The 23,970-nt window shown below is 67.3% G+C and carries 22 protein-coding genes; 7 read left to right on the forward strand and 15 right to left on the reverse strand.

Annotation, left to right across the window (positions count from 1 at the left end; genetic code table 11):
- Nucleotides 1-77 precede the first annotated feature (77 nt).
- The 15 genes from der to surE form a co-directional block, all read right to left on the reverse strand.
- The gene (gene der, locus VEIS_RS00390) at nt 78-1,484 is read right to left on the reverse strand and encodes a ribosome biogenesis GTPase Der (protein ID WP_011807888.1); all 1,407 of its coding nucleotides are present in this window, start codon (nt 1,482-1,484) and stop codon (nt 78-80) included.
- Between the two features lie 15 nt (nt 1,485-1,499).
- Complete coding sequence (gene bamB, locus VEIS_RS00395; RefSeq protein WP_011807889.1) at nt 1,500-2,693, reverse strand: outer membrane protein assembly factor BamB; 1,194 nt, start codon at nt 2,691-2,693, stop codon at nt 1,500-1,502.
- On the reverse strand, nt 2,690-3,370 hold the full coding sequence (locus VEIS_RS00400; RefSeq protein ID WP_011807890.1) for a YfgM family protein: 681 nt from the start codon (nt 3,368-3,370) through the stop codon (nt 2,690-2,692). Before VEIS_RS00400 ends, bamB begins: the two co-directional genes overlap by 4 nt.
- A 10-nt stretch (nt 3,371-3,380) precedes the next feature.
- Nucleotides 3,381-4,646, reverse strand: a complete 1,266-nt coding sequence (hisS, locus tag VEIS_RS00405) for a histidine--tRNA ligase (protein WP_041950353.1) — start codon at nt 4,644-4,646, stop codon at nt 3,381-3,383.
- A 72-nt stretch (nt 4,647-4,718) separates the two neighbouring features.
- Entirely contained in the window at nt 4,719-6,044 is a 1,326-nt protein-coding gene (ispG, locus tag VEIS_RS00410; RefSeq protein WP_011807892.1) for a flavodoxin-dependent (E)-4-hydroxy-3-methylbut-2-enyl-diphosphate synthase, read from the reverse strand.
- Nucleotides 6,044-6,916: a helix-turn-helix domain-containing protein gene (locus tag VEIS_RS00415; RefSeq protein WP_011807893.1), complete on the reverse strand. Its 873-nt coding sequence runs from the start codon at nt 6,914-6,916 to the stop codon at nt 6,044-6,046. Before VEIS_RS00415 ends, ispG begins: the two co-directional genes overlap by 1 nt.
- A complete protein-coding gene (pilW, locus tag VEIS_RS00420) occupies nt 6,909-7,766 on the reverse strand; it encodes a type IV pilus biogenesis/stability protein PilW (protein WP_011807894.1) in 858 nt (285 codons plus the stop codon). Before pilW ends, VEIS_RS00415 begins: the two co-directional genes overlap by 8 nt.
- 155 nt (nt 7,767-7,921) lie before the next feature.
- Nucleotides 7,922-9,097, reverse strand: a complete 1,176-nt coding sequence (gene rlmN / locus VEIS_RS00425) for a 23S rRNA (adenine(2503)-C(2))-methyltransferase RlmN (RefSeq protein WP_011807895.1) — start codon at nt 9,095-9,097, stop codon at nt 7,922-7,924.
- A gap of 13 nt (nt 9,098-9,110) precedes the next feature.
- Nucleotides 9,111-9,536, reverse strand: a complete 426-nt coding sequence (gene ndk / locus VEIS_RS00430; protein ID WP_011807896.1) for a nucleoside-diphosphate kinase — start codon at nt 9,534-9,536, stop codon at nt 9,111-9,113.
- Between the two features lie 119 nt (nt 9,537-9,655).
- Nucleotides 9,656-11,218, reverse strand: coding sequence for a pseudouridine synthase (locus VEIS_RS00435; protein WP_011807897.1), 1,563 nt, complete (start codon nt 11,216-11,218; stop codon nt 9,656-9,658).
- The gene (gene scpB, locus VEIS_RS00440; RefSeq protein WP_011807898.1) at nt 11,218-11,868 is read right to left on the reverse strand and encodes an SMC-Scp complex subunit ScpB; all 651 of its coding nucleotides are present in this window, start codon (nt 11,866-11,868) and stop codon (nt 11,218-11,220) included. The genes VEIS_RS00435 and scpB overlap by 1 nt, the downstream gene beginning before the upstream one ends.
- A 254-nt stretch (nt 11,869-12,122) precedes the next feature.
- Nucleotides 12,123-13,157, reverse strand: a complete 1,035-nt coding sequence (locus VEIS_RS00445) for an RluA family pseudouridine synthase (protein ID WP_011807899.1) — start codon at nt 13,155-13,157, stop codon at nt 12,123-12,125.
- Nucleotides 13,158-13,162: 5 nt separating this feature from the next.
- Nucleotides 13,163-14,044 carry a peptidoglycan DD-metalloendopeptidase family protein gene (locus tag VEIS_RS00450; protein ID WP_041949691.1) on the reverse strand — a complete coding sequence of 294 codons (882 nt, stop codon included), beginning with the start codon at nt 14,042-14,044 and terminating at the stop codon, nt 13,163-13,165.
- 10 nt (nt 14,045-14,054) lie between these two features.
- Nucleotides 14,055-14,822, reverse strand: coding sequence for a protein-L-isoaspartate(D-aspartate) O-methyltransferase (locus VEIS_RS00455; RefSeq protein WP_011807901.1), 768 nt, complete (start codon nt 14,820-14,822; stop codon nt 14,055-14,057).
- A complete protein-coding gene (gene surE / locus VEIS_RS00460; RefSeq protein WP_011807902.1) occupies nt 14,822-15,601 on the reverse strand; it encodes a 5'/3'-nucleotidase SurE in 780 nt (259 codons plus the stop codon). The genes VEIS_RS00455 and surE overlap by 1 nt, the downstream gene beginning before the upstream one ends.
- Before the next feature lie 131 nt (nt 15,602-15,732).
- Here surE and VEIS_RS00465 point away from each other — a divergent pair, with 131 nt between their 5' ends.
- The 7 genes from VEIS_RS00465 (at nt 15,733) to VEIS_RS00495 (ending at nt 23,960) form a co-directional block, all read left to right on the forward strand.
- Nucleotides 15,733-16,707: an NADPH:quinone oxidoreductase family protein gene (locus tag VEIS_RS00465; protein ID WP_011807903.1), complete on the forward strand. Its 975-nt coding sequence runs from the start codon at nt 15,733-15,735 to the stop codon at nt 16,705-16,707.
- Nucleotides 16,708-16,730: 23 nt separating this feature from the next.
- Nucleotides 16,731-17,387 carry an alkaline phosphatase D family protein gene (locus tag VEIS_RS00470; protein ID WP_041949692.1) on the forward strand — a complete coding sequence of 219 codons (657 nt, stop codon included), beginning with the start codon at nt 16,731-16,733 and terminating at the stop codon, nt 17,385-17,387.
- Nucleotides 17,388-17,414: 27 nt separating this feature from the next.
- On the forward strand, nt 17,415-17,606 hold the full coding sequence (locus VEIS_RS00475; protein WP_407831856.1) for a hypothetical protein: 192 nt from the start codon (nt 17,415-17,417) through the stop codon (nt 17,604-17,606).
- Between the two features lie 158 nt (nt 17,607-17,764).
- Nucleotides 17,765-19,726, forward strand: a complete 1,962-nt coding sequence (gene dnaG, locus VEIS_RS00480; protein ID WP_011807905.1) for a DNA primase — start codon at nt 17,765-17,767, stop codon at nt 19,724-19,726.
- A 252-nt stretch (nt 19,727-19,978) separates the two neighbouring features.
- Nucleotides 19,979-20,242 (forward strand): helix-turn-helix domain-containing protein, encoded by a 264-nt coding sequence (locus VEIS_RS00485; RefSeq protein ID WP_011807906.1) that lies wholly within the window; start codon nt 19,979-19,981, stop codon nt 20,240-20,242.
- A complete protein-coding gene (locus tag VEIS_RS00490) occupies nt 20,236-22,968 on the forward strand; it encodes a DUF499 domain-containing protein (RefSeq protein WP_011807907.1) in 2,733 nt (910 codons plus the stop codon). Before VEIS_RS00485 ends, VEIS_RS00490 begins: the two co-directional genes overlap by 7 nt.
- Nucleotides 22,968-23,960 carry a hypothetical protein gene (locus VEIS_RS00495; RefSeq protein ID WP_011807908.1) on the forward strand — a complete coding sequence of 331 codons (993 nt, stop codon included), beginning with the start codon at nt 22,968-22,970 and terminating at the stop codon, nt 23,958-23,960. Before VEIS_RS00490 ends, VEIS_RS00495 begins: the two co-directional genes overlap by 1 nt.
- The last annotated feature ends 10 nt before the right edge of the window (nt 23,961-23,970 follow it).

A 23,970-nucleotide genomic window follows, 5' to 3' on the forward strand; every position in this document is an offset into this window, starting at 1 on the left:
TTGTTGTGAGCGGGCACTCTACCACAGCCGGTGGCGGCGTTGCCAAAGCAGTGCATGGCTTTGCAAAGTAAACGACATCATCTTCCGCCCCGGCCCTCGTCGACATAGGGGTTGTGGGAGGTTTTCAGCTCGATCCGCAGCGGTGTGCCGACCAGATCGAACTCTTTGCGAAAGCGCCCTTCCAGAAATCGCTTGTAGGTGTCGGTCACATGCTCCAGGCCATTGCCGTGGATGACGATCACCGGGGGGTTCATGCCGCCTTGGTGCGCATAGCGCATTTTGGGCCGGAACAGGCCCTGGCGCTGCGGGCTTTGGAACTGCACCGCCTCCAGCAGCAGCCGCGTCAGCACCGGGGTAGACATTTTGCAGGTGGCCGCCTTGTGGGCCTGGACGATGGCCGTCCACAAGGGGCCCAGGCCCTGGCGTTTCTTGGCCGAAATGCGATGCAGCGACGCAAATTTCAGGAACGCCAGCCGGGTCTCGATGGAGCGTTCGAGCAGTTGGCGCTGGTAGTCATCGGTCGCATCCCATTTGTTTACCGCCAGCACCACGGCCCGACCGCTCTCCAGAATGTAGCCGGCGATATGCGCATCCTGCTCCGTCACGCCCTGGCTGGCATCGAGCAGCAGCAGCACCACATGCGCCGACTCGATCGCCTGCAATGTCTTGACGACCGAGAATTTCTCGACCGCTGCAAAGACCTTGCCTTTGCGCCGCAAACCCGCCGTATCCACCAGTTCGAAGCGCTGGCCATTGCGCTCGAACGGCACCGTGATCGCATCCCGGGTGGTGCCCGGGGTGTCGAATGCGACCAGCCGCTCTTCCCCCAGCCAGGTGTTGATCAATGTCGATTTGCCCACGTTCGGGCGGCCTGCCACGGCCAGCCGGATGATGCGCCCGTCAGCGCCATCAACGCCATCAACGCCATCGACGCCATCGGCGTCGGGCAGGTCGCGCGCGGCCGCATCTGCCCCGTCGTCCGGCGGACTCAGCGGCTCCAGCGCCATCTCCACCAGGCTGCGGATGCCTTGGCCATGCGCTGCCGACACCGGGTGGACGGTGCCGAGTCCCAGTTCATAAAACTCGGCCCATTTCCCCCCCTGATCCTGCTGCATTCCTTCGGCCTTGTTGGCCGCCAGCACGCAGGGCTTGCCCGCGCGCCGCAGGTAATGGGCGATGTCGTGGTCCTGCGCCGTGACGCCGGCCCGGACATCGACGACAAAGACGACCACATCGGCTTCGGCGATGGCCTGCTGTGTCTGCCTGGCCATTTCGCGGTAAATGCCGCTGGCCACATCCGGCTCGAAGCCGCCCGTGTCGATGACGATGTATTCGTGCCGGCCCTGTTTGCCATTGCCGTAATGCCGGTCGCGCGTGAGCCCGGCAAAGTCGGCCACCAGCGCATCGCGGGAGCGGGTCAGGCGGTTGAACAGCGTGGACTTGCCGACATTCGCGCGCCCTACGAGGGCCATGACGGGCTTCATCGGACGGCCGTCCGATCAATCAGGCCGAAAGCCGCCGACAGCGCCATTGCGGGTGACGATCACCAGCGTGTCCGCAGCCACCGTGGGCGCTGCCGCGATGCCCGAGCCATCCGTGGCCATGCGGTTCAGCGGCGTGCCATCGGTGCGCGACAGGAAATGCACCCAGCCGGTATCGTCGCCGACCACCACCGAGCGCCCGAGCAGCAGTGGCGCCGTCAGCTTACGGTGTTTGAGCCGGTCGCTGTCCCACAGCCGCGTGCCGTCGCTGCGGCGCCAGGCGATGACCGTGCCGTTGCTTTCCGTGCCAAAAATGGCATCGCCATCGCCATCGACCCCCTCGGCGCCACTGGCCGCTCGTGTCCAGCGGACGACGCCCCGGGCGGTATCGACGCAGCCCACCGCGCCCACCGTGGCCTGAAAGGAGCGCACGCATACGCTATCGCCGACCCGGCTGCTGCGGCCGACCAATTCGACCAGGCGCTCGACATCGTTGCTGCCGCGCGCGCTGGCCAGCGGCGCTTCCCAGCGCAGGCTGCCGTTGTCGGGATCGATGCCCACCAGGCGTCCGGACAGGCCCGCCACCAAGGTATCACCGACCGCCAGCAGCACCCCCGCCTGCCGCAGGACCAGCGGTTCGCCGGGGCGCTGCAAGACCCATAGCCGGCGCCCGGTGGCCGCGTCATAGGCCGCTACCGAACGGTCTGCGGCGAGCACGAAAACCCGGCCGCCGGCCACCAAGGGCGCTGTCAACACCTGTGCGGTCAGCGCCCCGCGCCAGCGCTCGCGGCCGGAATCGACGACGATCAGCGCGTTGTTGCGCGACACCACCGCCACCGACTTGCCGTCGCTGCCGACGCCGGCCGACAAGGATTCCCCGAGCGCCATGCGCCAAAGATCGCCCCCCGTGCGCGCATCGATGGCAGCGAGCACGCCATCGGCGCTGGCCAGCGTCACCACAGGGCCGGCAGTGTGCACGGCCAGCGGCAGGCCGGCAACGCTGCCAATGCGCGCCGTCCAGACCTGCCGAACGCCGAGGGTCGGGACATTCACCCCCAAATCTGCCGGGGCGGGTTTGGCACTGCCACTGCCACTGCCACCGCCCCAGGATGAGCATCCGGTCACCGCCGCCAGCAGCAGCGCGCAGGCCACGCCGCGCCACGGCAGCGACCTGCCGGACGCCGTGTCCAGAGTCTCCGGACTCGCCCTCATGGCTGCCTGGCCTGCGCCGCCGAGGCAGCCACATCCTGTGGCGCGGCACCCAGCGCGTCGAGCTTGATCTCGACCAGACGCCGGTACTCCAGGCCGTCCTCGAATCCCTGGTACGCCTTGCGGTACTCGGCAATGGCCTGCGGGCGCTTGTCCTGCAACCACAGGATGTCGCCCTTGCGGTCAGCGACGATGGCGGCAAAGGCAGGGGCAAAGTTGCCGGACAGTTGCTGCAGCGCTTCCTCGTGGTTTTTCTGATCCATCAGCAGGCTCGACAGCCGCAGCCTGGCCAGCGCCTCGAGCCCCTCATCGGCCGACTGCTGCGCCACCCACTCCAGCGCCTGCTTGGCGCCATCGGTCTTGCCCGCATCCTGCAGCGCCTTGGCAAGGGCCAAGCCCGCCTGCGCGGCCTGCGCCGTGCCCGGGTATTTGGCCTTCAGATCGCCAAAAGCCTGCTCCATGCGTGCTTGGTCGCCCGCCCGCACGGCCATATCCGCCACATCCCACAATGCTGCGGCCTGGGCCGCCTGCCGGTTCTGCCAATACTGGTAGCCATTCCAGCCGGCGATGGCGCCGGCCACCACTATCAGCACCGAGGTGATGGGCGTGCCCCAGGCGCGCCAGAAATGCTTGAGCCGGTCAAGCTGCTCTTGTTCTTCGAGGTCTAGATGATGGGCCATGGATGTGTTCTCAGCGCGGCGATTGTAGGGTGCCGGCCCATTGGGCCAGGGTATCGAGCGCGTGCTCGACCTGCGTGCCGGCACCATCGCGCAGCGCCTTGACGCTCACCATGCCGCGCGCGCGCTCATCCTCGCCGAACACCAGCGCGTACCGGGCGCCGCTGGCGTCGGCCTTCTTGAACTGGAATTTCATGCTGCCCATGCCCTGCTCCCCGGCAGGCGCGGCATGCATCTGCACGGCCAGGCCGTGCTGGCGCAGCCGCTCCAGCGTGGCCAGCGCCAGCGGCAAGACGGATGCGCAGGGAATGACCGCGTACACATCGGGCACCAGGCAGGGCCAGGCCGTCGCCTGCGCGTCGAGCAATTCGAGCACCCGCTCCATCCCCAGCGCCCAACCCACGGCAGGGGCCGGCTTGCCGCCCATTTGCCCGATCAGATAGTCGTAACGCCCCCCGCCGCAGATGGTTCCCTGCGCGCCGAGTTGGTCGGTCACGAACTCGAAGACCGTCAGGTTGTAGTAGTCCATGCCCCGGACCAGCCGGGGATTGATCGTCCATGCGACGCCGTTGGCATCCAAAATGGCCTGCACGGCATGCAAGTGCGCCAACGACTCGCGCCCCAGAAAGTCGATCAATCGGGGCGCGGCCTCGACCATGGCTTGCATGGCCGGGTTCTTGGTGTCCAGAATCCGCAGCGGGTTGCTGTCCAGACGCCGGCGCGCCTGCTCGTCCAATAGCTCGGCATGTTGCTTCAGATAGGCGCTCAACGCCGCGCGATGGGCCAGGCGTTCATGCGGCTCGCCCAGGCTGTTGAGCTCCAGCCGGACAGCGCGCAGGCCCAGTTCACGCCACAGCGCATGGGCCAGAAGAATCAGTTCCGCATCCAGTTCCGGGCCCGGAAAACCCAGGGCTTCGGCGCCAACCTGATGAAACTGGCGATAGCGCGCCCGCTGCGGACGCTCATGCCGGAACATCGGGCCCATGTAGTACAGCCGCTTGCCCCCGTCATACAGCAGCGAATGCTCGGCCACGGCGCGCACGACGCCCGCCGTGGCTTCCGGGCGCAGCGTCAGCGGCTCGCCACTTTGCCTGTCATCGAACGAATACATCTCTTTTTCGACGATGTCGGTGACCGCGCCCAAGCCACGCACGAACAGCGCCGTTGGCTCGACGATGGGGGTGCGGATATTGCGATAGGCATAGCGCGCCATCAGGGTGCGGACCTTGTCCTCGAGCCACTCCCAACGGGCCGACTCGGGCGGCAGGATGTCGTTCATGCCCCTGACTGCGGCCAGCTTTTCCGGCGCGGGCGAGGGTTTTTTTGCTGCGTTGTTCACGGCTTTTCTTTTTCAAACGGTGGGCGCAGCCATTGCGCCAAAGCGTTTTTCGATGTAGCGCTCGACGAGTTGATGAAATTCGCTGGCGATATTATCTCCGCGCAGGGTCATGGCCTTTTGCCCGTCGATGAAGACCGGCGCCGCCGGCGCCTCCCCGGTGCCTGGCAGGCTGATGCCGATATCCGCATGCCGGCTCTCGCCCGGACCATTGACGATGCAGCCCATCACGGCCACGCGCAGGTTTTCCACGCCCGGATAACGCAGCCGCCACACCGGCATCCGGTCACGCAAAAAGTCATCGATCTGCTTGGCCAGGTCCTGGAACAGGGTGCTCGTGGTGCGGCCGCAGCCGGGGCAGGCCGTGACGCTGGGCACAAAGGCGCGCAGGCCCAGCGCTTGCAGGATTTCAGTGGCGACCAGCACCTCCTGCGCGCGCGCCTGCCCGGGCTGAGGGGTCAAGGACACGCGGATGGTGTCGCCTATCCCCTCTTGCAGCAGCACCGCCAATGCGGCCGTCGAGGCCACGGTTCCCTTGGTCGCCATGCCGGCTTCGGTCAGCCCCAGATGCAGCGCGTAGTCGCAGCGGCGCGCCAATGCGCGGTACACGGCGATCAGGTCCTGAACCCCGCTGAGCTTGCACGACAGGATGATCTGGTCGCCATCGAGGCCCATCGCCTCGGCCCGGCGCGCAGACCCGATCGCCGAGCTGATCAGCGCCTCGTACATCACCTGGCGCAGTTGCCATGGCACGCTGCGGCGGCTGTTGGCATCCATCAGATCGGCCAGCAAATCCTGGTCCAGGCTGCCCCAATTGACACCGATGCGCACCGCCTTGTTCCAGCGCAGCGCGGCATCGATCATCTGACCGAACTGCTTGTCGTGCTTGTCGCCCCGGCCCACGTTGCCCGGGTTGATGCGGTATTTGGAAAGGGCCTGGGCACAGGCCGGAAAATCGGTCAGCAAACGGTGCCCGTTGTAATGGAAATCCCCGATCAAAGGCACGCTCTCGCCCATCTTGTCGAGCTGCTCGCGGATATGGGGCACGGCCGCTGCGGCTTCCGGGGTGTTGACCGTGATCCGGACCAATTCGGAGCCGGCCTGCGCCAGTTCCTTGACCTGGATCGCGGTGGCGATGGCATCGACGGTGTCGGTATTGGTCATCGACTGCACGCGCACCGGGGCCGCGCCACCGACGGTGACGAGCCGCGCCCCCCAGGCCAGGGTGGCCTGGCGCGCGCGACGGGGCAACGGGGCCGCGATCGCCACCGGCGCGTCGTCGCGGCAGGGGGCATCGCAGGCGCCAGGAGTGGTGTCGAGGAGGTCGCGGGTGTTGGCCATTATTTCACCTCGAAACGAGCGACGTTGTCGCGCGCGACAGCCCGCAGATCGAAAGGATTGCCACGCACCAACGCCTCCGTGCCATCGGCGCGGCCGACCACCACCGACAGCGGGGTGGGCGCAGCCACCGACACCGACTCGCCTGCGGACAGCGTGCGCTGCAAAGCCAGCGCTCCGGTGGCGTCCCGCACCTGAACCCAGGACTGGCTGCGGGCGCGCAATACCAGCAGTTGGGCCGACCCGGCCCCGGCCCCCGCCCCGGCCGCCACCTGGGCAGCGGTCGCCGACGCTGGGGCCATTGCCGCCGAAGAATGAACGGCCGCGCTCCCGGCCATGCCTGCGGCCGGCGGCTCGGGCACGGCCGCCATGTCCGAGGCCGCCGTCGGCGCCTGCGCAGCAGGGTCCGCAGCAGAGCCGGTGGTCGCCGGAGCGTCGGCAGGCGCCGGGGTGACGCCAGCGTCGGGCGGATGGCGCGGGTAGAAAAACAGCAGCAAGGCCCCCAGCAGCAAGGCCAGCACGACCAGGATCACCGAGCGCGAGGCCGAGCCCGGGAAGGCGGTTGCAGAGGCGGCGCTGCTCTTGACCGGCGCATTGATCCCGGCGCCGTTGGCAGACAGGCGCGGCAGGTTTTGCGGGAGCAACGCAAGCACCGGCGCCGCATCCACCTTCAGTGTCCGGCAAACACTGGCTGCCAGCGCGCGCACGAACACGGTATCGGTGAGCACGGAATGATCGTCGGCCTCCAGCGCTTCGAGCTTGCTGACCGGGACTTTCAAGATCCCCGCCAAGGCCGCAATGTGCATGCCGGATGCCTCGCGGGCCTGGCGCAGCAAGCCACCGGCCGTGGCCTGGCCGTCGGCCGCCTCAGTCATTGAAAGCCCCGCGCTCGTAAGCCCCGAGCTCACTCGAATCGGGAAACCGCTTGCGCAATTGATCGGCCAGTTGCCGCATGGCCACGGAGTCCCCCAGCGCGTGCTCCACCTTGATGCCCAGCCACAGCGACTCGGCGTTGGCAAACTCGCTGTTGTTCAGGCGGCGTATGTAAAACTGCGCCCGGGTCAGTTCATTGCGCCGCAGCAAAAGGGCCGCGAGGTGGTAACCCACCACCGGGTTGGCGGCATCGAATTCATAGGATTTCAGAAAAGACTGCTCGGCCTCGGCCAATTGCCCGGCGCCGGACTGGCACAGCCCGCGCGTCATCAGCGTCTTGCCGCGCGCGGTGTAGGCCGGGTTGGCAATCGCGCGGGCAAAGTACTGGTCGGCTTGCAGGTACTTGTGCTGCTGGCACAGCAGCCAGCCGTAGTTGTGCAGCAAGCTGGGGTCCTGCCCGCGCAACGCCAGCGCACGGCGGAAACTGTCATCGGCCTGCGGGAAATCACTCAGCCCCATGTAAATCAGGCCGCGCAGGTTGTAGGCATCGGCATACTCCGGGTCTGCCGCCAGGGCCTGCTTGACTTCGTCGAGCGCAACGGCGGCCTGCCCGGTCTCGAAATAATTGGCCGCCAGTTCCAGCCGGAGACGGGCGCGGCGCCTGTTTTCCGGCTCGTCCGAGGGGGTGATCAAGCCGGCATCGGCATTGCTGACGACCCCCTGGCTGCTGCGGCTTGCGCAGCCGGCAAGTGCCGCCACACAGACCATTGCCAGCGCTGCGAGCACTGCGCCACATGCCGTGAATGTCCGATGACCCCGATGCGGCCAATGACCTGTCAATCCTGCCACCATATAGTGCCTCCTTGATCGCTCCGCAATTCATGCCATCCATCGGACTCACCACGAAAGGCTGGATGGCGCCGTTCTCGCACTTCACAGCGGCCAAGGGTGCGCGCCCCAAAGGAAACCGGTATGCGCTCATGTGTAAGACGCATAGGGTCATGCCGCTAAATCGATTCTCCGCATCCAATCACCCCTGCTGCTGACGGCTCAGCCCGGCGGCTGGAGTTGAGCTGGAGTTGAAGTTGCATTGTGCGCTGCTTTGCCATGCGCTCGGCGACCCGGGTGCGGTCCCTGACATCCCCGGCCAACTGGCCGCAGGCAGCGGCGATGTCATCCCCCCGGGTCTTGCGCACGGTGGTGACGATGCCCGCAGCGCCCAGGACCTGGGCAAAAGCCAGGATCTGATCGTGCGCCGACCGCAACAGCCCCGAGGCGGGGAATGGATTGAAAGGGATGAGGTTGAACTTGCAGCGGATTGCCGCGCGCCCGACCAGTTCGACCAGTTGCCGGGCGTGCCCGATCTGGTCGTTGACGCCATCGAGCATGCAGTACTCGAACGTGATGAAGTCCCGGGGCGCATGCGCCAGGTAGCGCTTGCAGGCTTGCAGCAGTTCGTCGATCGGGTACTTGCGGTTGAGCGGCACCAGTTGGTCGCGCAGCGCATCGTTCGGGGCATGCAGGGAAACCGCCAAGGCCACGGGGCAGTCCCGGGCCAGGCGGTCGATCATCGGCACCACGCCCGAGGTCGAGACCGTCACACGCCGGCGCGACAGGCCATAGCCATGGTCATCGAGCATCACGCGCAGCGCGGGCAGCAGCGCTGCAAGGTTTTGCAGCGGCTCGCCCATGCCCATCATGACCAGGTTGGAGATCACCCGGTCTTCGGTCTTCAGGCGCCGGCGCAGCGCATGCTCGGCAAACCACAGTTGCGCAATGATCTCGCCGCTGCTCAGATTCCTGCTGAAGCCCTGGTGCCCGGTGGAGCAAAAACGGCAGCCCACCGCGCACCCGGCCTGCGAAGACACGCACAGCGTGCCGCGCTCATCTTCGGGGATGAACACGGCCTCGACGGCGTTGCCGGCGCCCACGTCGAACAACCACTTGACGCTCCCGTCCGCCGATGCCTGCCCGGAAATGACCGGCGGGGCCTGCACCCGCGCACAGCCCTTGAGCTTGTCGCGCAAGGCCCGGGCCAAGTCGCTCATGGCGTCGAAGTCGCTGGCGCCGCGCTGGTGAATCCAGCGAAACAACTGGGTCGCGCGAAACCGCTTCTCGCCGAGGCGCGCGCAAAAATCGGCCAGTCCGTCGCGGTCGAACTCCAGCAGGTTGGTCGTGCTCATTGCGGGGGCTGGTTCACCGCGGGTAGATGTTCAGGCCGGGGAAGAAGAACGCCACTTCGGCCTGCGCCGTTTCAGCGGCGTCCGAGCCATGCACTGCGTTGGCGTCGATGCTGTCCGCGAAGTCGGCGCGGATGGTGCCGGTTTGCGCCTTCTTGGGGTCGGTGGCGCCCATCAGTTCACGGTTCTTGAGCACCGCGTTTTCGCCTTCCAGCACCTGGACCATCACCGGGCCGGAGATCATGAATTCCACCAAGTCCTTGAAGAAAGGACGCTCCTTGTGCACTGCGTAGAACCGCTCGGCTTCCGGACGCGCCAGATGCACCATGCGCGCCGCCACGATTTTCAGGCCGGCAGCCTCGAAACGGGCGTAGATCTGGCCGATGACGTTCTTTGCCACTGCGTCGGGTTTGATGATGGAGAGTGTGCGTTCGATCGCCATGTTGGTTTCCTGACATTGTGTGTTGCAGTGATGCATTTCGTCCGCCGGATGTCCGCCGAACAAAGGGCGCGATTCTAACCGTGCCAGCCCCTGGTTTGAACTCTGCTGCCGCCTTCGGCTCAGCGCCCGCCGCCTCCGCGCCGAGGCCCCGCGCCTGCCGGGCGGCGTTTGCTCTGGCGCAGCCTGGACAGGCTGTCGCCACCGATATAACCCACGCTGGTCTGCATCGGGTCGGGTTGGGCCGCTGCGCGCGGGCCGGCATGGTTGCCACCGGCCCCCACGCCCTGCCCGCCGCCATCGCGGCGCGGGTTCTGCGCGCGCGCGCCGGCGGCAGGCCCCTGCGGCGACCGGCCGCGTCGCGGCCCGTTGCCCATCGGGGGGCCGCTGCGCTCGCGCTGCTTGCCCGCGCGCGCATCCGTCGGCGTGCGCGTGGACAGTGCTGGCGCGCGCGCGCCAGCGGCCTGCGCCAGTGCCCGGATGTCGCGCTCGTCGAGCTCCAGCCAGGTCCCGCGCTTGAGGCCGCGCGGCAATACCATCGCGCCGTAACGGATGCGGATCAGGCGGCTGACGGCATGGCCGACCGCTTCCAACATGCGGCGCACTTCACGGTTGCGCCCTTCGGCAATGGTGACCCGGTACCAGCAGTTGGCGCCTTCCCCGCCGCCATCTTCGATGGTGCCGAAAGATGCGATGCCGTCATCGAGCCGCACGCCGTCCAGCAGTTTTTGCTTTTCTTCGTTGCTCAGCGCGCCCAGGACCCGCACCGCGTACTCGCGCTCCAGTCCGAAGCGCGGGTGCATCAACTGGTTGGCCAGTTCGCCGGAACTGGTCAGCAGCAGCAAGCCTTCGGTGTTCAGGTCCAGCCGCCCCACCGATTGCCACTTGCCCTGCACCAGGCGCGGCAGCCTGCGAAAGACGGTCGGCCGGTTGTGCGGGTCGTCGTGCGACACGACCTCGCCGACCGGCTTGTGGTAGGCGATCACACGCGCCGGTGGCGGATCGATGCGGTAGCGAATCGGCTTGCCGTTGACCTTGACCTGGTCGCCGAACTGTATCCGCTGCCCGATATGCGCCGGCTCGTTGTTCACCGAGATGCGCCCCTCCAGAATCAGCTGCTCCATCTCCAGCCGCGAGCCTAGCCCGGCCTGGGCCAGCACCTTGTGCAGTTTGGGCGTTTCCACCTGCGGCAGCAGCACCCGCTTGGGGGGCGGCAGGTCGCTCGCGGCATCGTCGGCATCGAACCGGCCCGATACCACATCGGCCAGCCGATAGCCCTCGACCGCAATCGCCGCCGGCCTGCGCGGGCCTGGGGGACGCGGCCTGCCCCTGGAGGCACCGGGTTCGGCCGGATGGTGACGCTCGCGTTGCGCGCCAGCCTCTGCGCTGGCGGCCGTTGGCTCGGCCGGCCCGTCGACCGCGGCCAGCGGCGGCCCGGCTTGTTGCCGGGTGGCGGCTGTGTCCGCTGGCGGGTCGTGCGCCGTGTGCGTTTCCCGGCCTTGCGCTGCACATGCCGTTTCCTGGCCGGGCGCCGTGCGTGTCGTTTCCTGGCCTTGCGCTGCGCTCGTCGTTGTTTCCTGGCCGCGCGCTGTGCTCGTCGTTGTTTCCTGGCCGCGCGCTGCGTGCGCGGGGGCACTGCCAGGCTGCGCAGCGGCTGCCGGAGTGTCTGGGGTCGTGTCGTTCATCAAGTGCTTTCCTGGATGCCTGCCGGGGCATCCACATGCTCGTTCCGAAAAAGATCCTCGGCAGGCGCCGGCTCCGCCTCTGGTGCGATCAGGCCCCGGGCTGCGGCGGCCATCGCGGCGAGCACATCCGTGTCGCCCGAGGGGTCGTCGAGCACCGGCAACTGGTCGAGCGACTGTAGTCCCAGGTCGTCCAGAAACTGGCGCGTGGTGGCAAACAGCGCCGGGCGCCCTACGCTGTCCCGGTGCCCTATCACTTCCACCCAGCCCCGGTCCTCCAATTGCTTGATGGTCAGGCTGTTGACCGCCACCCCGCGTATGTCTTCGATGTCACCGCGCGTGACCGGCTGGCGGTAGGCCATGATGGCCAGCGTCTCCAGCGTCGCCCGCGTATAGCGCGGCGGCTTTTCGGGGTGCAGCCGGTCCAGGTACTCGCGCATTTGCGGGCGGCTCTGAAAACGCCACCCGCTCGCTACCTGGACCAACTCCACCCCGCGCTGCGCCCAGTCCAGTTGCAACTCCTGCAGCAGCACTTTGAGCGTGTCGGCCCCCAGCGCGTCGTTGAACAGCACCCGCAGCTCGCGCAAAGGCACGGGCTGCGGCGCGCAGATCAGCGCCGTTTCGAGGATCCGTTTGGCATCCACCGTGTTCATGGTTTGGCGATTCCTGGAAAGTGGCCACGCATTGCAGCCGGCGGCACATCAGACAAAACAACAGCAGGGGCCCATCGAATCAATGGGGCGAAGTGGCAAGCCAGGCAAACGGCGCGGCGCGCCATGCCGGGGTGCAGACAGCACGCAAACAGCGCGTCGGGGCTTGGCGCGATGGGCGTTGCGTCTTCGGGTCGGGGGCCTGTATCGGCCATGCCGGGCTCGATCCCAGATCGGGCACGGGGCCTTGGCAGCCGTCAGCGGGCATTGTAGCCCAGCCCCCACGACGACAGGGCTTGCTGCATGTCTTGCGGAACCTCGGCATGAAACTGTAGCGCCTGGCCCGTCGCCGGGTGCACGAATGCCAGCCGCTCGGCGTGCAGCGCCTGGCGTTGCAGCGCTCCCAGCGGCGCGCCGCCGTACAGGCCATCGCCGACCAGCGGGTGTTGCAACGAGGCCATATGCACCCGAATCTGGTGGGTTCGCCCGGTGTGCAGGCGGCACTGCAGCCAGCAGCCCTGCGGCGTTGCGTCCAGGCACAGGACATCGGTGCGCGCGCACTTGCCCGCATGGCGCGCCAAGTCCACCACCGCCATCCGCAGGCGGTTGCGCGGATCGCGCCCGATCGGGGCCTGCACGGAGCGGCTGCGAGGCCCGCTCCAGGCGCCATGCGCCAGCGCAAGGTATTGGCGCTGGACCTGGCGCCGGGCAATCTGCGCCACCAATGCGTCCATCGTGGCACGGTCCCGGGCAACGACCATCAGGCCGCTGGTGTCCTTGTCCAGCCGATGGACGATGCCGGCCCGTGGCAGCAGCAGCGCGTTGGCGTCGCGCGCCAGCAGGCCGTTGAGCAAGGTGGCGCTCCAGTGGCCGGGCGCCGGATGGACCACCAGGCCCGCCGGTTTGTTCAGCACCAGCAGGTGGGCATCCTCGTAGACCACATCGATGTCCATCGGCTGCGGCCTGAAGGCCTGGCTTTGCACCGTGGGCCGCATTTCCAGCACCACCCGGTCGCCGGCGTTGACGCGGCTGGCGGCTTTGCGCACCGGCCGGCCGTTGAGGCTGACCCCTCCTTGCGCCAGCAACTGCTGCAAATAGCTGCGGGAAAACTCCGGCACCAGTTCCACCAGCGCCCGATCGATCCGGGCGGCATGCTGGCGCGCCCCGATCTGCATCTGGCGCAGTTCGCCGTCGGCCTCATCGGCAGGCTCCAGCAGATCATCACCCGCGCCGGCCGGTTCCCCGAGTTCCCCGCAGACAGGGGCCTTGCCGTCGGGCGGACTGTGCGGCATCGTGCTCAGCGGGCAGGCAGGTAGCGCGACGGGTCGACCGGCCGGCCGTTGCGGCGGATCTCGAAGTGCAGCTTGACGCGGTCTGCATCGGTATCGCCCATTTCGGCGATTTTTTGCCCCTTGCGCACGGTCTGCTCCTCCTGCACCTGCAAGCTGCGGTTGTGCGCGTATGCCGTCAGGAAGGTGTTGTTGTGCTTGAGGATGATCAGATTGCCATAGCCGCGGATGGCCGATCCGGCATACACCACGCGCCCATCTGCGGCCGCCAGCACCGGATCGCCCGCCTTGCCGGCGATGTCATAGCCCTTGTTGCGCACCTCGTGAAAGCCGGCGATCAATGCGCCCTGCGCCGGCCAGATCAGGCTCAGATCGTCTTCGGCTGCGGGGGTCGGCGTGGCGGGGGCCGCTGCCACGATCGTCGCGCCGGGGGCCGGGGCCGCAGCGGGCGTCGCGGCGGGGGCCGTGGCGGAGGCAGCGCCTGCGGGGGCCATGGCGGGCGTCGTGGGCACCACCGTCGAGGAAGTCACCGGTCGCGTGACCACGCCGCTGTCGGGCGCCGGCGCCACCGGCAGGGGCGGCACGACGCGCAGCACCTGGCCGACTTCGATCAGGTTGGGGTTGTCCAGGTCGTTCCAGCGGGCGATGTCCTTCCAGCCCTGGCCCGTCTCCAGACCGATGCGAATCAGGATGTCGCCCGGCTTGACCGTGTAGTAGCCCGGCTTGCCCGCGTTCTCGGCCCCCGGGGGCGGCGGCTTGGCCGGTTGCTGCAGCGCCAGGGAGCTTCCCCGGTCCTCCACCGGCGCCTTGTGCAGTCGGGTGCCGCAGCCGCAGAGCAAAGCCGCCACTGCCAAGCCGCACACCAGCACCAGACCACGCGATACGAACATAAGCATCCCCTCAGGCAATCCCTGATTTTAGAGGGACGAAATGCACCGGCTCGAGAACGCTTTGCTCGAGCCCGTGCAGGGTTTTGTCGATCACCAGCAGCATCTGCGGCCCCCCCGACAGCGCCATCGGCGCCACCAGCCGCCCGCCGACGGCCAATTGGTCGCACCAGGCCTGGGGCACGGCGTCGCCGCCTGCGGCCGCAATGATGGCCGCATACGGCGCCCCCTTGGCATAGCCGGGCATGCCGTCGCCAAACAGCAAATGGACGTTGGCCAGCCGCAATGGGCGCAGCCTGTCGCGGGCCTTGTCGTACAGCCCGCGCAAGCGTTCCAGCGTATAGACCTCGCGCGCCAGAAAACTCAGCACCGCCGCCTGGTAGCCGCAGCCGGTGCCGATTTCCAGCACCCGCCCCAGGCCGCCGGCACGGGCAACCTCGGCGCCCAGCAGCAGTTCGCACATGCGCGCAACCACCTGGGGCTTGGAAATGGTTTGTCCCAGGCCGATCGGCAAGCTGATGTCTTCGTAGGCCTGGTTGCCCAGCGCGCTGTCGACGAACCGATGGCGCTCTACCGCCCCCATCGCCTGCAACACCGGGGCCGACGCCATGCCGCCGGCCGCCAGCCTTTGCACCATGCGCGCCCTCATCAGCCCGGTCAGCGCCGAAGGGGCCGACCCGGCGGCCCCCGCCGGCGCGGCTGCTGCGGGCCGGGGCGCCGGCGGGTCCGAACCCGGCAGCCGGGCGGGGAATCGGGCGGGGGGGCCGGGCCGGCGCTGCATCAGATGCAGGCCCCTGGCGCCAGGCGCATTGCGGTTTGCGCCCAGTCGGCCAGACTATCGTGGTCGGTCAGATCGACCTTCAGCGGTGTGATCGACACATGGCCATGCGCCGTCGCGTAAAAGTCCGTGCCCTGCGCATCGTCCTTGGCGGGGCCGGCCCCGCCAATCCAGTACATGGCCTCGCCGCGCGGGCTTTGCTGCACGATGACGCGCTCGGCTGCATGGCGCCGCCCCAGGCGGCACAGCGCAATGGGCCGTAGCGCAGTCAGCGGCATGTTCGGGATGTTCACATTCAGCAGCCATGGCGCCTGTGGATCGACCAGGTTCTGCGCGCGCAACTGCGCCACGATCTCGCGGGCCTTGGCGGCGGCCGCTTCCAACTCGCCCCAGCCCTTGTCGACCTGAGAGAACGCGATCGCCGGCACGCCGAACAGATAGCCCTCCATGGCCGCGCCCACCGTGCCTGAATAAATGGTGTCGTCGCCCATGTTGGCGCCGTTGTTGATGCCCGAGACCACCAGATCGGGCCGGTAGCCGAGCAAGCCGGTCAGCGCAATGTGCACGCAGTCGGCGGGCGTGCCGTTCACATAACGAAAGCCGCTGGCCGCCTGGTGCACGTACAGCGGCGAATGCAGGGTCAGGGCATTCGACTTGGCGCTGTTGTTGTGCTCGGGCGCGACGACTTGCACCGTCACCCCCTCCAGGGTCTTGAGCGCATCGTGCAAGGCCACGATGCCGGGCGCCTGGTAGCCGTCGTCGTTGGAAATCAGAATCTTCATGGTCGCGGTATGGGTTGCTGCCGATTGTAGGTGTGGCCGGTCGGCGCAGCGCTACCCGCCCGGGGGGCGGCGCAGCCACCGGGCCGCTCCTCTATCATGCGGCCCATCGACCCACCGCAGGAGACTCCCCGATGCATGCTTGGCTCTGCACCGAACCCACAGGCGTTCAGGCGCTTGCCTGGACCGAACTGCCCACGCCCGCGCCCCAGGCCGGCGAAGTGCTGATCGAGATCCGGGCCGCCAGCCTGAATTTTCCCGATCTGCTGATCGTGCAGAACAAATACCAGAAAAAGCCGCCCCTGCCCTTCGTGCCCGGCTCCGAATATGCGGGCGTGGTGGCGGCAGTGGGCGCTGGCGTCACGCAATTGAAGCCCGGCCAGAACGTGGCCTGCCTGTCGGGCACCGGGGGGTTTGGCACCCACGCCATCGCTGCGGCCGAGCTGTGCCTGCCGTTGCCGGACGGTTTTTCGCATGTCGATGCCGCTGCGTTGATCATGACTTATGCCACCTCGCACCACGCGCTGGCCGACCGCGCACAACTGCAGGCGGGCGAGACCGTGCTGGTGCTCGGGGCCGCCGGTGGCGTGGGCACGGCAGCGATACAAATCGCCAAGACCATGGGCGCGCGGGTGATCGCCGCCGCCTCCAGCGCCGAAAAATGCGCGCTGTGCCGCTCCATCGGGGCCGATGCCAGCATCGACTACAGCCAGGACAATCTGCGCGAAGCCATCAAGACGCTGACCGACGGCCAAGGCCCGCAGGTGATCTACGACCCGGTCGGCGGCGACCTGTCCGAGCCGGCCTTTCGCTCCATCGCCTGGCGCGGGCGCCATCTGGTGGTCGGCTTTGCCTCCGGCCCCATCCCTGCGCTGCCCTGGAACCTGGCCCTGCTCAAGGGCGCGTCGATCGTGGGCGTGTTCTGGGGCGACTTTGCCCGGCGCGAACCCCGGAGCAACGCCGCGATGATGGGGCAACTCGCGCAGTGGTACGCCCAGGGCAAGATCAAGCCCGTGATCGACCGCACCATGCCCATGGCCGAACTGCCCGCCGCCTACGCCCGCATGGGCGCGCGCGGCGTGATGGGCAAACTGGTGCTGGTCAATTGATCGACAGGCCCTCTGCTGCGGCCATGTCCGCGCTACAGCGCCGCGCCTTCTTGCTGCACGCAGCATGGGCGGCAAGCGCCGGCAGCGCGCCCCGCCGGGCCTGGAGCCGGTCGCCGGCGCTCGGTCGCAACCCCTTCGCGCTGGGCGTTGCCAGCGGCGAGCCTGCGCCCGACGGCCTGGTGCTATGGACGCGCCTGCTGCTGGCCGAACCCGGCCAGCAGCAAACCCCGTACAGCGTGCGCTGGGAACTGGCGCATGACAGCCGCTTTGCGCGCATCGTGCAACGAGGCCAGGCCCCGGCCCTGCCGCAACTGGGCCATGGCGTGCATGTGCAACTGCACGGCCTGGCGCCCGAGCGCTGGTACCACTACCGCTTCATGCTGGGCGATGCGGTCAGCGCCACGGGCCGCACGCGCACCGCGCCCGCCCCGGGCATGCTGCCGGCTGCGCTGCGCCTGGCTTTTGCCTCCTGCCAGCGCTGGGAGCACGGGCATTACGCGGCCTGGCGCCATCTGGCCGCCGATCAGCCCGACCTGGTGTCGCGTCACCGATCATCTGTCGGTCTGCGCTGGCCATCGAAGCGCATCGCGGCGTTGCATCGCTTGCCAATACGCTCGGTATTGGCAAGCGCTGCGCCTTGCGCTGCGCTCCGATGGCTGCGCGCAGCCTACGACATCTGATCGGTGACGCGACACTAGGTGGACGCCGTGGCACGGCACAACCCCCAGGTGCTGCTGGCGCGCTGCGAGCAGCGCGGCTACGGCCTGGCCGACATCCGGCCCGAGCGCTGGAGCACCAGCCTGCGCGTGCTGCAAGACCCGCTGCGCGCCGACAGCCCGGTCAGCACCCTGGCCCGCTTCGTGGTGCAAGACCGGTGGCCCGGCCCGATCCCGGCCTGAACCCGGCGTCCCGGATCGGCCCACTTCGATGCTCTCTTTTTTATAGCCATCAGCAACTACGGGGTCTGGGCCACAGCGCAAATTTGCGGCCATCTCCAGGGGCCGGCAGTGCCGCATCTGCGCCTGTCCAGGCCCGGCAAACAGGCACAATGGGCGGCATGTCCATCCCTGCGTCTTTCATTCAGGAACTGCTCGCCCGTATCGACCTGGTCGACATCGTGGGCCGCTACGTGCCGCTGAAAAAAGGCGGGGTCAACCTGATGGGGCTGTGCCCCTTCCATGAGGAAAAGTCGCCCTCGTTCAGCGTCAGCCCCGCCAAGCAGTTCTACCACTGCTTTGGCTGCGGCAAAAGCGGCGATGCGATCAGCTTTCTGATGGCACAGGCGGGCCTGGACTTCGTCGAGGCCGTGCAAGACCTGGCCCGGCAAGCGGGCCTGCAAGTGCCCGACGACAACAGTTCCCCGGCCGACAAGGAGCGCGCCGCCGCCGCCCGTCAAAAGCAGGCCACGCTGAGCGAAGTGCTGGAAAAAGCGGCCGCAGCCTACCGCCAGCATTTGCATGACACGCCGCACGCCATCGCCTATTTCAAAAGCCGGGGCGTCTCGGGCGCCATCGCCGAGCGCTACGGCCTCGGTTATGCGCCCGACGGCTGGCGCAGTCTGGCCAGTTGCTTTGCGCGCTACGACGACCCGCTGCTGGCAGAAAGCGGCCTGGTCATCGTCAACGCCGAAGACGGCGGCAAACGCTACGACCGCTTTCGCAACCGGGTGATGTTCCCGATCCGCAACGTCAAGGGCGAATGCATAGGCTTTGGCGGCCGCGTGCTCGGCCAGGACAAACCCAAATACCTCAACTCCCCGGAAACGCCGGTATTCCACAAAGGGCATGAACTCTACGGCCTGTTCGAGGCCCGCAGCGCCATCCATGAGCAAGGCTACGCGCTGGTCACCGAAGGCTACATGGACGTGGTGGCGCTGGCGCAGCGGGGTTTTCCGAACACCGTCGCCACCCTGGGCACGGCCTGCACGCCCGAGCATGTGCAAAAGCTGCTGCGCTTTACCGCGTCGGTGGTCTTCAGCTTCGACGGCGACGCCGCCGGGCGCCGCGCAGCACGCAAGGCGCTCGACGGCGCCCTGCCCCACGCCAGCGACACGCGCAGCATCAAGTTTCTGTTCCTGCCCGCCGAGCATGACCCGGACAGCTTCATCCGCAGCCATGGCCCCGAAGCCTTCGCCCGGCATGTGGGCGACGCCGTCCCGCTGAGCCGCTTCCTGCTCGAAACCGCCAGCGAAGGCTGCGACCTGGGCAGCGCCGAAGGCCGCGCCCACATGGCCAGCAACGCCCGCCCCCTGTGGACTGCCCTGCCCGACGGAGTGCTCAAGCGCCAGTTGCTGGCTGAACTGGCCCAACTGACCCAACTCGACGCCCGGGACCTGTCAGACCTGTGGAGCCCGGACCACAGCCGCCAGAGCCAGCGCCCCGCCAACCCGGGCCACCCGCCGGCCCTGGACGACAGACACCCCCCCCGTGACGCCAGCAACGGCCATGGCGACTCCGGCGGCTACGCAGTGCAGCGGCCGGCCTGGCGCAAAAGCGCAGACTGGCAAAGCGGCAACGGCAACAGGCGCGCCGCGCCCTGGCCGCCATCCCAACCCCGGCTGCCGCGCACGCCCAACGCCAGTCGCGCCGACCACGCGGCGCGGCTGCTGCTCGCGCACATGGATCTTCTGCAAGAACTGACCCACGACGACCACAGCACACTGTGCGCCCAGCCAGCGCCGCACGGACCGCTGTTCGCCTGGCTGGAGGCGCAGTTTCACGAACGAGGCCCGGTGGCCTGGGCGCGGCTGCGCGAAAGCCTGCGCGAGCACGAATGCGAAGCCCTGGCGCTCAAAGTGATGACCGGCGCCCATGCCCAGACCGAAGGCGAGTTGCAGGAGTTGTGGCTGGAACTGCGCGATCTGCTCAACCGCATGCAGATCGAAGACATCAAGCAGCAGCAAAAGCTGCTGATCCTGCAAGCAGCACAAGACCCGACAGCCCTCGATCGCTACCGCGCCCTGGAACAAAAGCGCACCGCTTTACAAAACGCAGCCGTCAGTGCCGCCAGCGCGGCCTGACTGCTGCCGCGAGTTTGCCGGGCATATATATGCCAGCCCACCGGAGGGATGACTCCCTTTCACCCATGCGCTGGCGCCTCCGTTCCGTTCCTGGCCCCGATCGTATTGGGTATTGGTATTGGTATTGGTATTGGCTCATCCACGGGGCTTCTCACCATGAAGAACGCTGCAAGGATCCACCGTTCGCCGCCACTGGCTTGAAAATAGTGCGTTACCCTGCCGTCGTTTCCCGCGCATCGACCATCGATCACCATGTCCACCAGCACCAACGAGGGCGAAATCCTCACCATCGGGCAGGGCGCCGACTACCTGAAAGTCACGCAACGAACGATCTACAGGCCCGCAGCCGCCAAGGAGATCCCGGCCTTCGGGGTCGGCGGGGTATGGCGGTTCTCGCGTGTCGATATCGATGGCTGGATCGAGCAGCAGTCAAGGCCAGTCCCCGGACATGCCGGAAACGGCACGGGCAAGCGTCCGTCGGACAAGGGTGACCAAGAGGAACGAAAACAATGCTGAACCTGACCCTGCGAGAAGAATTTCGAGGCAATCGCCTCAAAGGGACGGCCATCGAGCTTTCCAACGACAAAAATACCGGCGCGACGCAGATGGCTGCCGAGGCGTTTTTGCAGATCACGTATCCGACCCGCGATTTGCTCAAAGGGATCGAGGCGGTCGGCCCGAACCAGGGCCGTCCGGTGGTGGTGATTGGCGAGCGCGGCCTGGGCAAGTCGCACCTGATGGCCGTGCTGTACCACGCGGTCAACGATGCCGCATCGACCCGTGTGTGGCTGAACCACTGGGCCGCCACCCTTGGCGACCCGCAGATCGCCAAGATCGCGCTGCGCGACGGAATGCAGGTGATTGGTGAAAGCCTGCACCGTCAGCGCTGCAAGTTCCTGTGGGATTTGCTGTTCGATCACCATCCCCACGGCGCCTACATCGAGGGCAAATGGGCGGGCATGGGCGCGGCCAAGACCGACATCCCGTCCGACCAACTGATCCTTGAACTATTGCAGCACAGGCCCACGATGCTGCTGCTGGACGAATTCCAGACGTGGTACGACGGCTTGACCAACAGCAAGCAGCATCCCTGGAAAAACTGGGCCTTCACCTTCATCCAGATACTCTCCGAAATTGCCAAGGAGCATCCAGACCTTCTGGTGCTGGTGATCTCGGTGCGCAACGGCGGCGGCGACGCCTACCAGCAGGTGCATCGTGTCAATCCGGTCGTCATCGACTTCCAGGCCGGCGGCGACGCCGAGCGCATCCAGCAGGACCGGCGCCGGATGCTGCTGCACCGTCTGTTCGATAACCGCCGGCAGATTGCTGCGGCCAGCATCGAGTCGCTGGTGGCCGGGCATGTCGCGGAGAGCTTTCGCCTGCTGGAGGTGCCGCCGTCCGAGCAAGAGCGCAAGCGCCGTGAATTTACCGAATCCTGGCCCTATGCGCCGCACCTGCTGCGCCTGCTGGAAGAGCAGGTGCTGGTTGCCACCGACGCGCAGGAAACGCGCGACATGATCCGCATCCTGGCCAACCTCTACAAGACCCGTGGCGCAGCGGCGCCGGTGCTGACGGCTGCCGATTTCCGGCTGGACGACGATGCCTCAGGCATTGCCGCGCTGCTCGATTCGGTGTCGAACGAGCGCCACCGCGCATTGCGCACGAAGGCCCGGCAGAACATCATCGCGGTCACCGAAGCCGTGGCCGACCACGCCCGTCGCGCCCCGCATCTGCAAGAGCTCGTCAGCGCCCTGTGGTTGCGCTCGATTGCCGTCGGCAACCTGGCCGGCGCCGAGGGCGCGACCTTGCAGGCCGACATTACGCGCAGCCAGGCCATCGACGACAACGCCTTCCAGGTAGAACTGGCGACCATCGTCGAAAACAGCTTCAACATCCATCAGGATGGGCTGCGGCTGGTTTTCCGCGAGGAAGAGAACCCGCGTGCCAAACTGAGGGCCTGCGCACGCAACGACAAGCTCTTTGCCGACGGCTCCGATCAGGCCCAACTCGCCAGGCAGATTCGTTACGTCATCGGCAGCGCCGACGAGGTGGCCAAGACCTTCCGCGTCATCGCGCTGCCGAAAGCCTGGCAGACCGACCCCTGGTCAGCCTTGGATGAAGCCGAGCGGCCCGAGCGCTGGGACGAGCGCTTGCCCATTCTGGTCTTGCCGGAAGAACCCGACCACCTGGGCCTGCGCCTTGGCCGCTGGCTCAGGGATCACCTGCAAAAGCGCCGCAACACCGTGCGCTTTCTGCTGCCGTGCTCCGGCTCCACCAATGCCTTTCAAGACCGCGACCTGCTGATCCTGGCCCGCGCCGAAATGAAGGCGCAAGAGTGGAGCGGCCAGAACCCCGAATACAAGAAACTGCACAGCGAATTCCAGGCTGCGCTGCGCGACAAGCTGAAAAAGCGCTTCGACCGCTTCGCCGTGCTGCAGCGCTGGAATTTCGCCGACCCGGGCCAATGCACATTCAGCGTCGAGAGCCTGAAAAAGCAAGGCGCGCAGATCCCCGAAGGCATCGAAGAAGCGCTGACCAACGACCTGTTCGTGCCCGAGGACTTCGAGGACCTCGTGCTGCAAGCCGCCAGCGAAAACGCGGCGCTGGGCAAACTGCTGCGCGAGCTTCAGGAGCCTCGTCCGGCGGGGCAGGATTGCATTGCCTGGCTCGGCGAAACCACGATGAAAGAGCGCATCCTGCGCCTGTGCGCCAAGGGCAAGGTCGCCATCAACCTGCGCGGCATGGAATACCTGCAAACCCATCCGGGCGAGGATGAAGACACCGCGTGGCGGCGTCTGCGGCCCAAGCTCTCGCTGACGGGTCGCCACCTCGACGACGTGTTTGTGATGCTGCCCTCGGCCGTGCCCGCCACCGGAGGTTCCACGCCGCCCGCGCCAGCGCCCGCACCAACCAGTGGCGGCGGGTCGTTTGGCGGCGATGGCGGGACGCCACCCGTTCCCGGCGGCGACATGTTCCCCGGAGCGCCACCTGCGCCCACGCCGGAGGGCATCTTCGGCGGGGACGGCAGCACCGCCAGGCCGCGCATCCCGCTGTCGAATCCCGCCACGTCGCCGCTCAACCTGATCGGCAAGATCGAAGGCTGGGGCATCGGCCCGGCCACGAAGGTGGCGCAGGTGTCCATCAAGATCTCCACCGCCACCGGCGCGCAGCTCAAGGAACTGCTCAAGAAACTGCCTGAAGGCATGACCTTCGAGCTGAACCTTGAGAAGGAGGACGACTGATGGCACTGACCGCTGCCGCACTGCATGCCCTGACGCAGGGTTCGGACGCCGACGCTTGGCGCGTCATCGTCGGCCACGCGGTCGAAATTGCCCGCAAGCCGCTGGCCGCAGGCAACGCGCCCAGCGAGGTCGTCAAGCGCGACCGCGAAGTCGGCGAACTGGATTTATTCCTCTCCTCCAGCGGATGGGATTTGTGGCAAGCCTTCGGCAACAGCGTCGAGCGCACCTCGGATCGTCTGGTGCGCTGGTGGGCCGAACCCTTCAGCGCCAAGGCCGTGTTGATCCTCGATGGTCTCAGCTTGCGCGAATTGCCGTGGCTGTTGCAAGGCGCGAAGGAGCATGGCTTCACCACGCGCGAGGTCAGCGCCCACGCATCCGAACTACCCGGCGCAACCAACGAGTTCGCGCAAGCCCTGGGCTTCGGCAGCCGCAGCCAACTTCGGAGTAACGGCGGCGGCCTCGCCCACAAGCTGCAACCGGCGCACACCGAGAGCAGCGATATGCCGTGGCAGGATTGCGCGGGCCTGATCGACGGCGCACCGAACTGGGTGTTCTGGCACCACTGGCCCGACAGCAAGATGCACCACCTGTCAGGCGCAGGCCATGGCCTCGACACACTGGCCCGCGATGCCGCCGAACGACTCGGCAGCAACGACTTCTGGGCTTTCGTCGAGCGCCTGGCGACCGGGCGACGGCTGGTCATCACCTCCGACCACGGCTACGCCGCGACCGGGGATTTTTCCGACGCCGATGGCGAAGTCAAGCGCTTCCTCAAACAGACCTTCGCCAGCGGACGCAGCGCCAAAGGCAGCGGCGACACCGGCCCCTTCATGCCGCCCGTGGCGCTCCGGATCAACAGCCCGCACGGCGCGCACCTGCTGGCCCTGGGCCGCTGGAAGTGGAAAAGCCAAAGCGGTTACCCGACGTTGACGCATGGCGGCCTTTCGCTGCTGGAGGTGTTGTCGCCGTTTGTTGTGCTCAGCAATGAGTAAGTGTTTGAAT

It is taken from the genome of Verminephrobacter eiseniae EF01-2 (assembly GCF_000015565.1).
GTDB classification, from domain to species: domain Bacteria; phylum Pseudomonadota; class Gammaproteobacteria; order Burkholderiales; family Burkholderiaceae_C; genus Acidovorax; species Acidovorax eiseniae.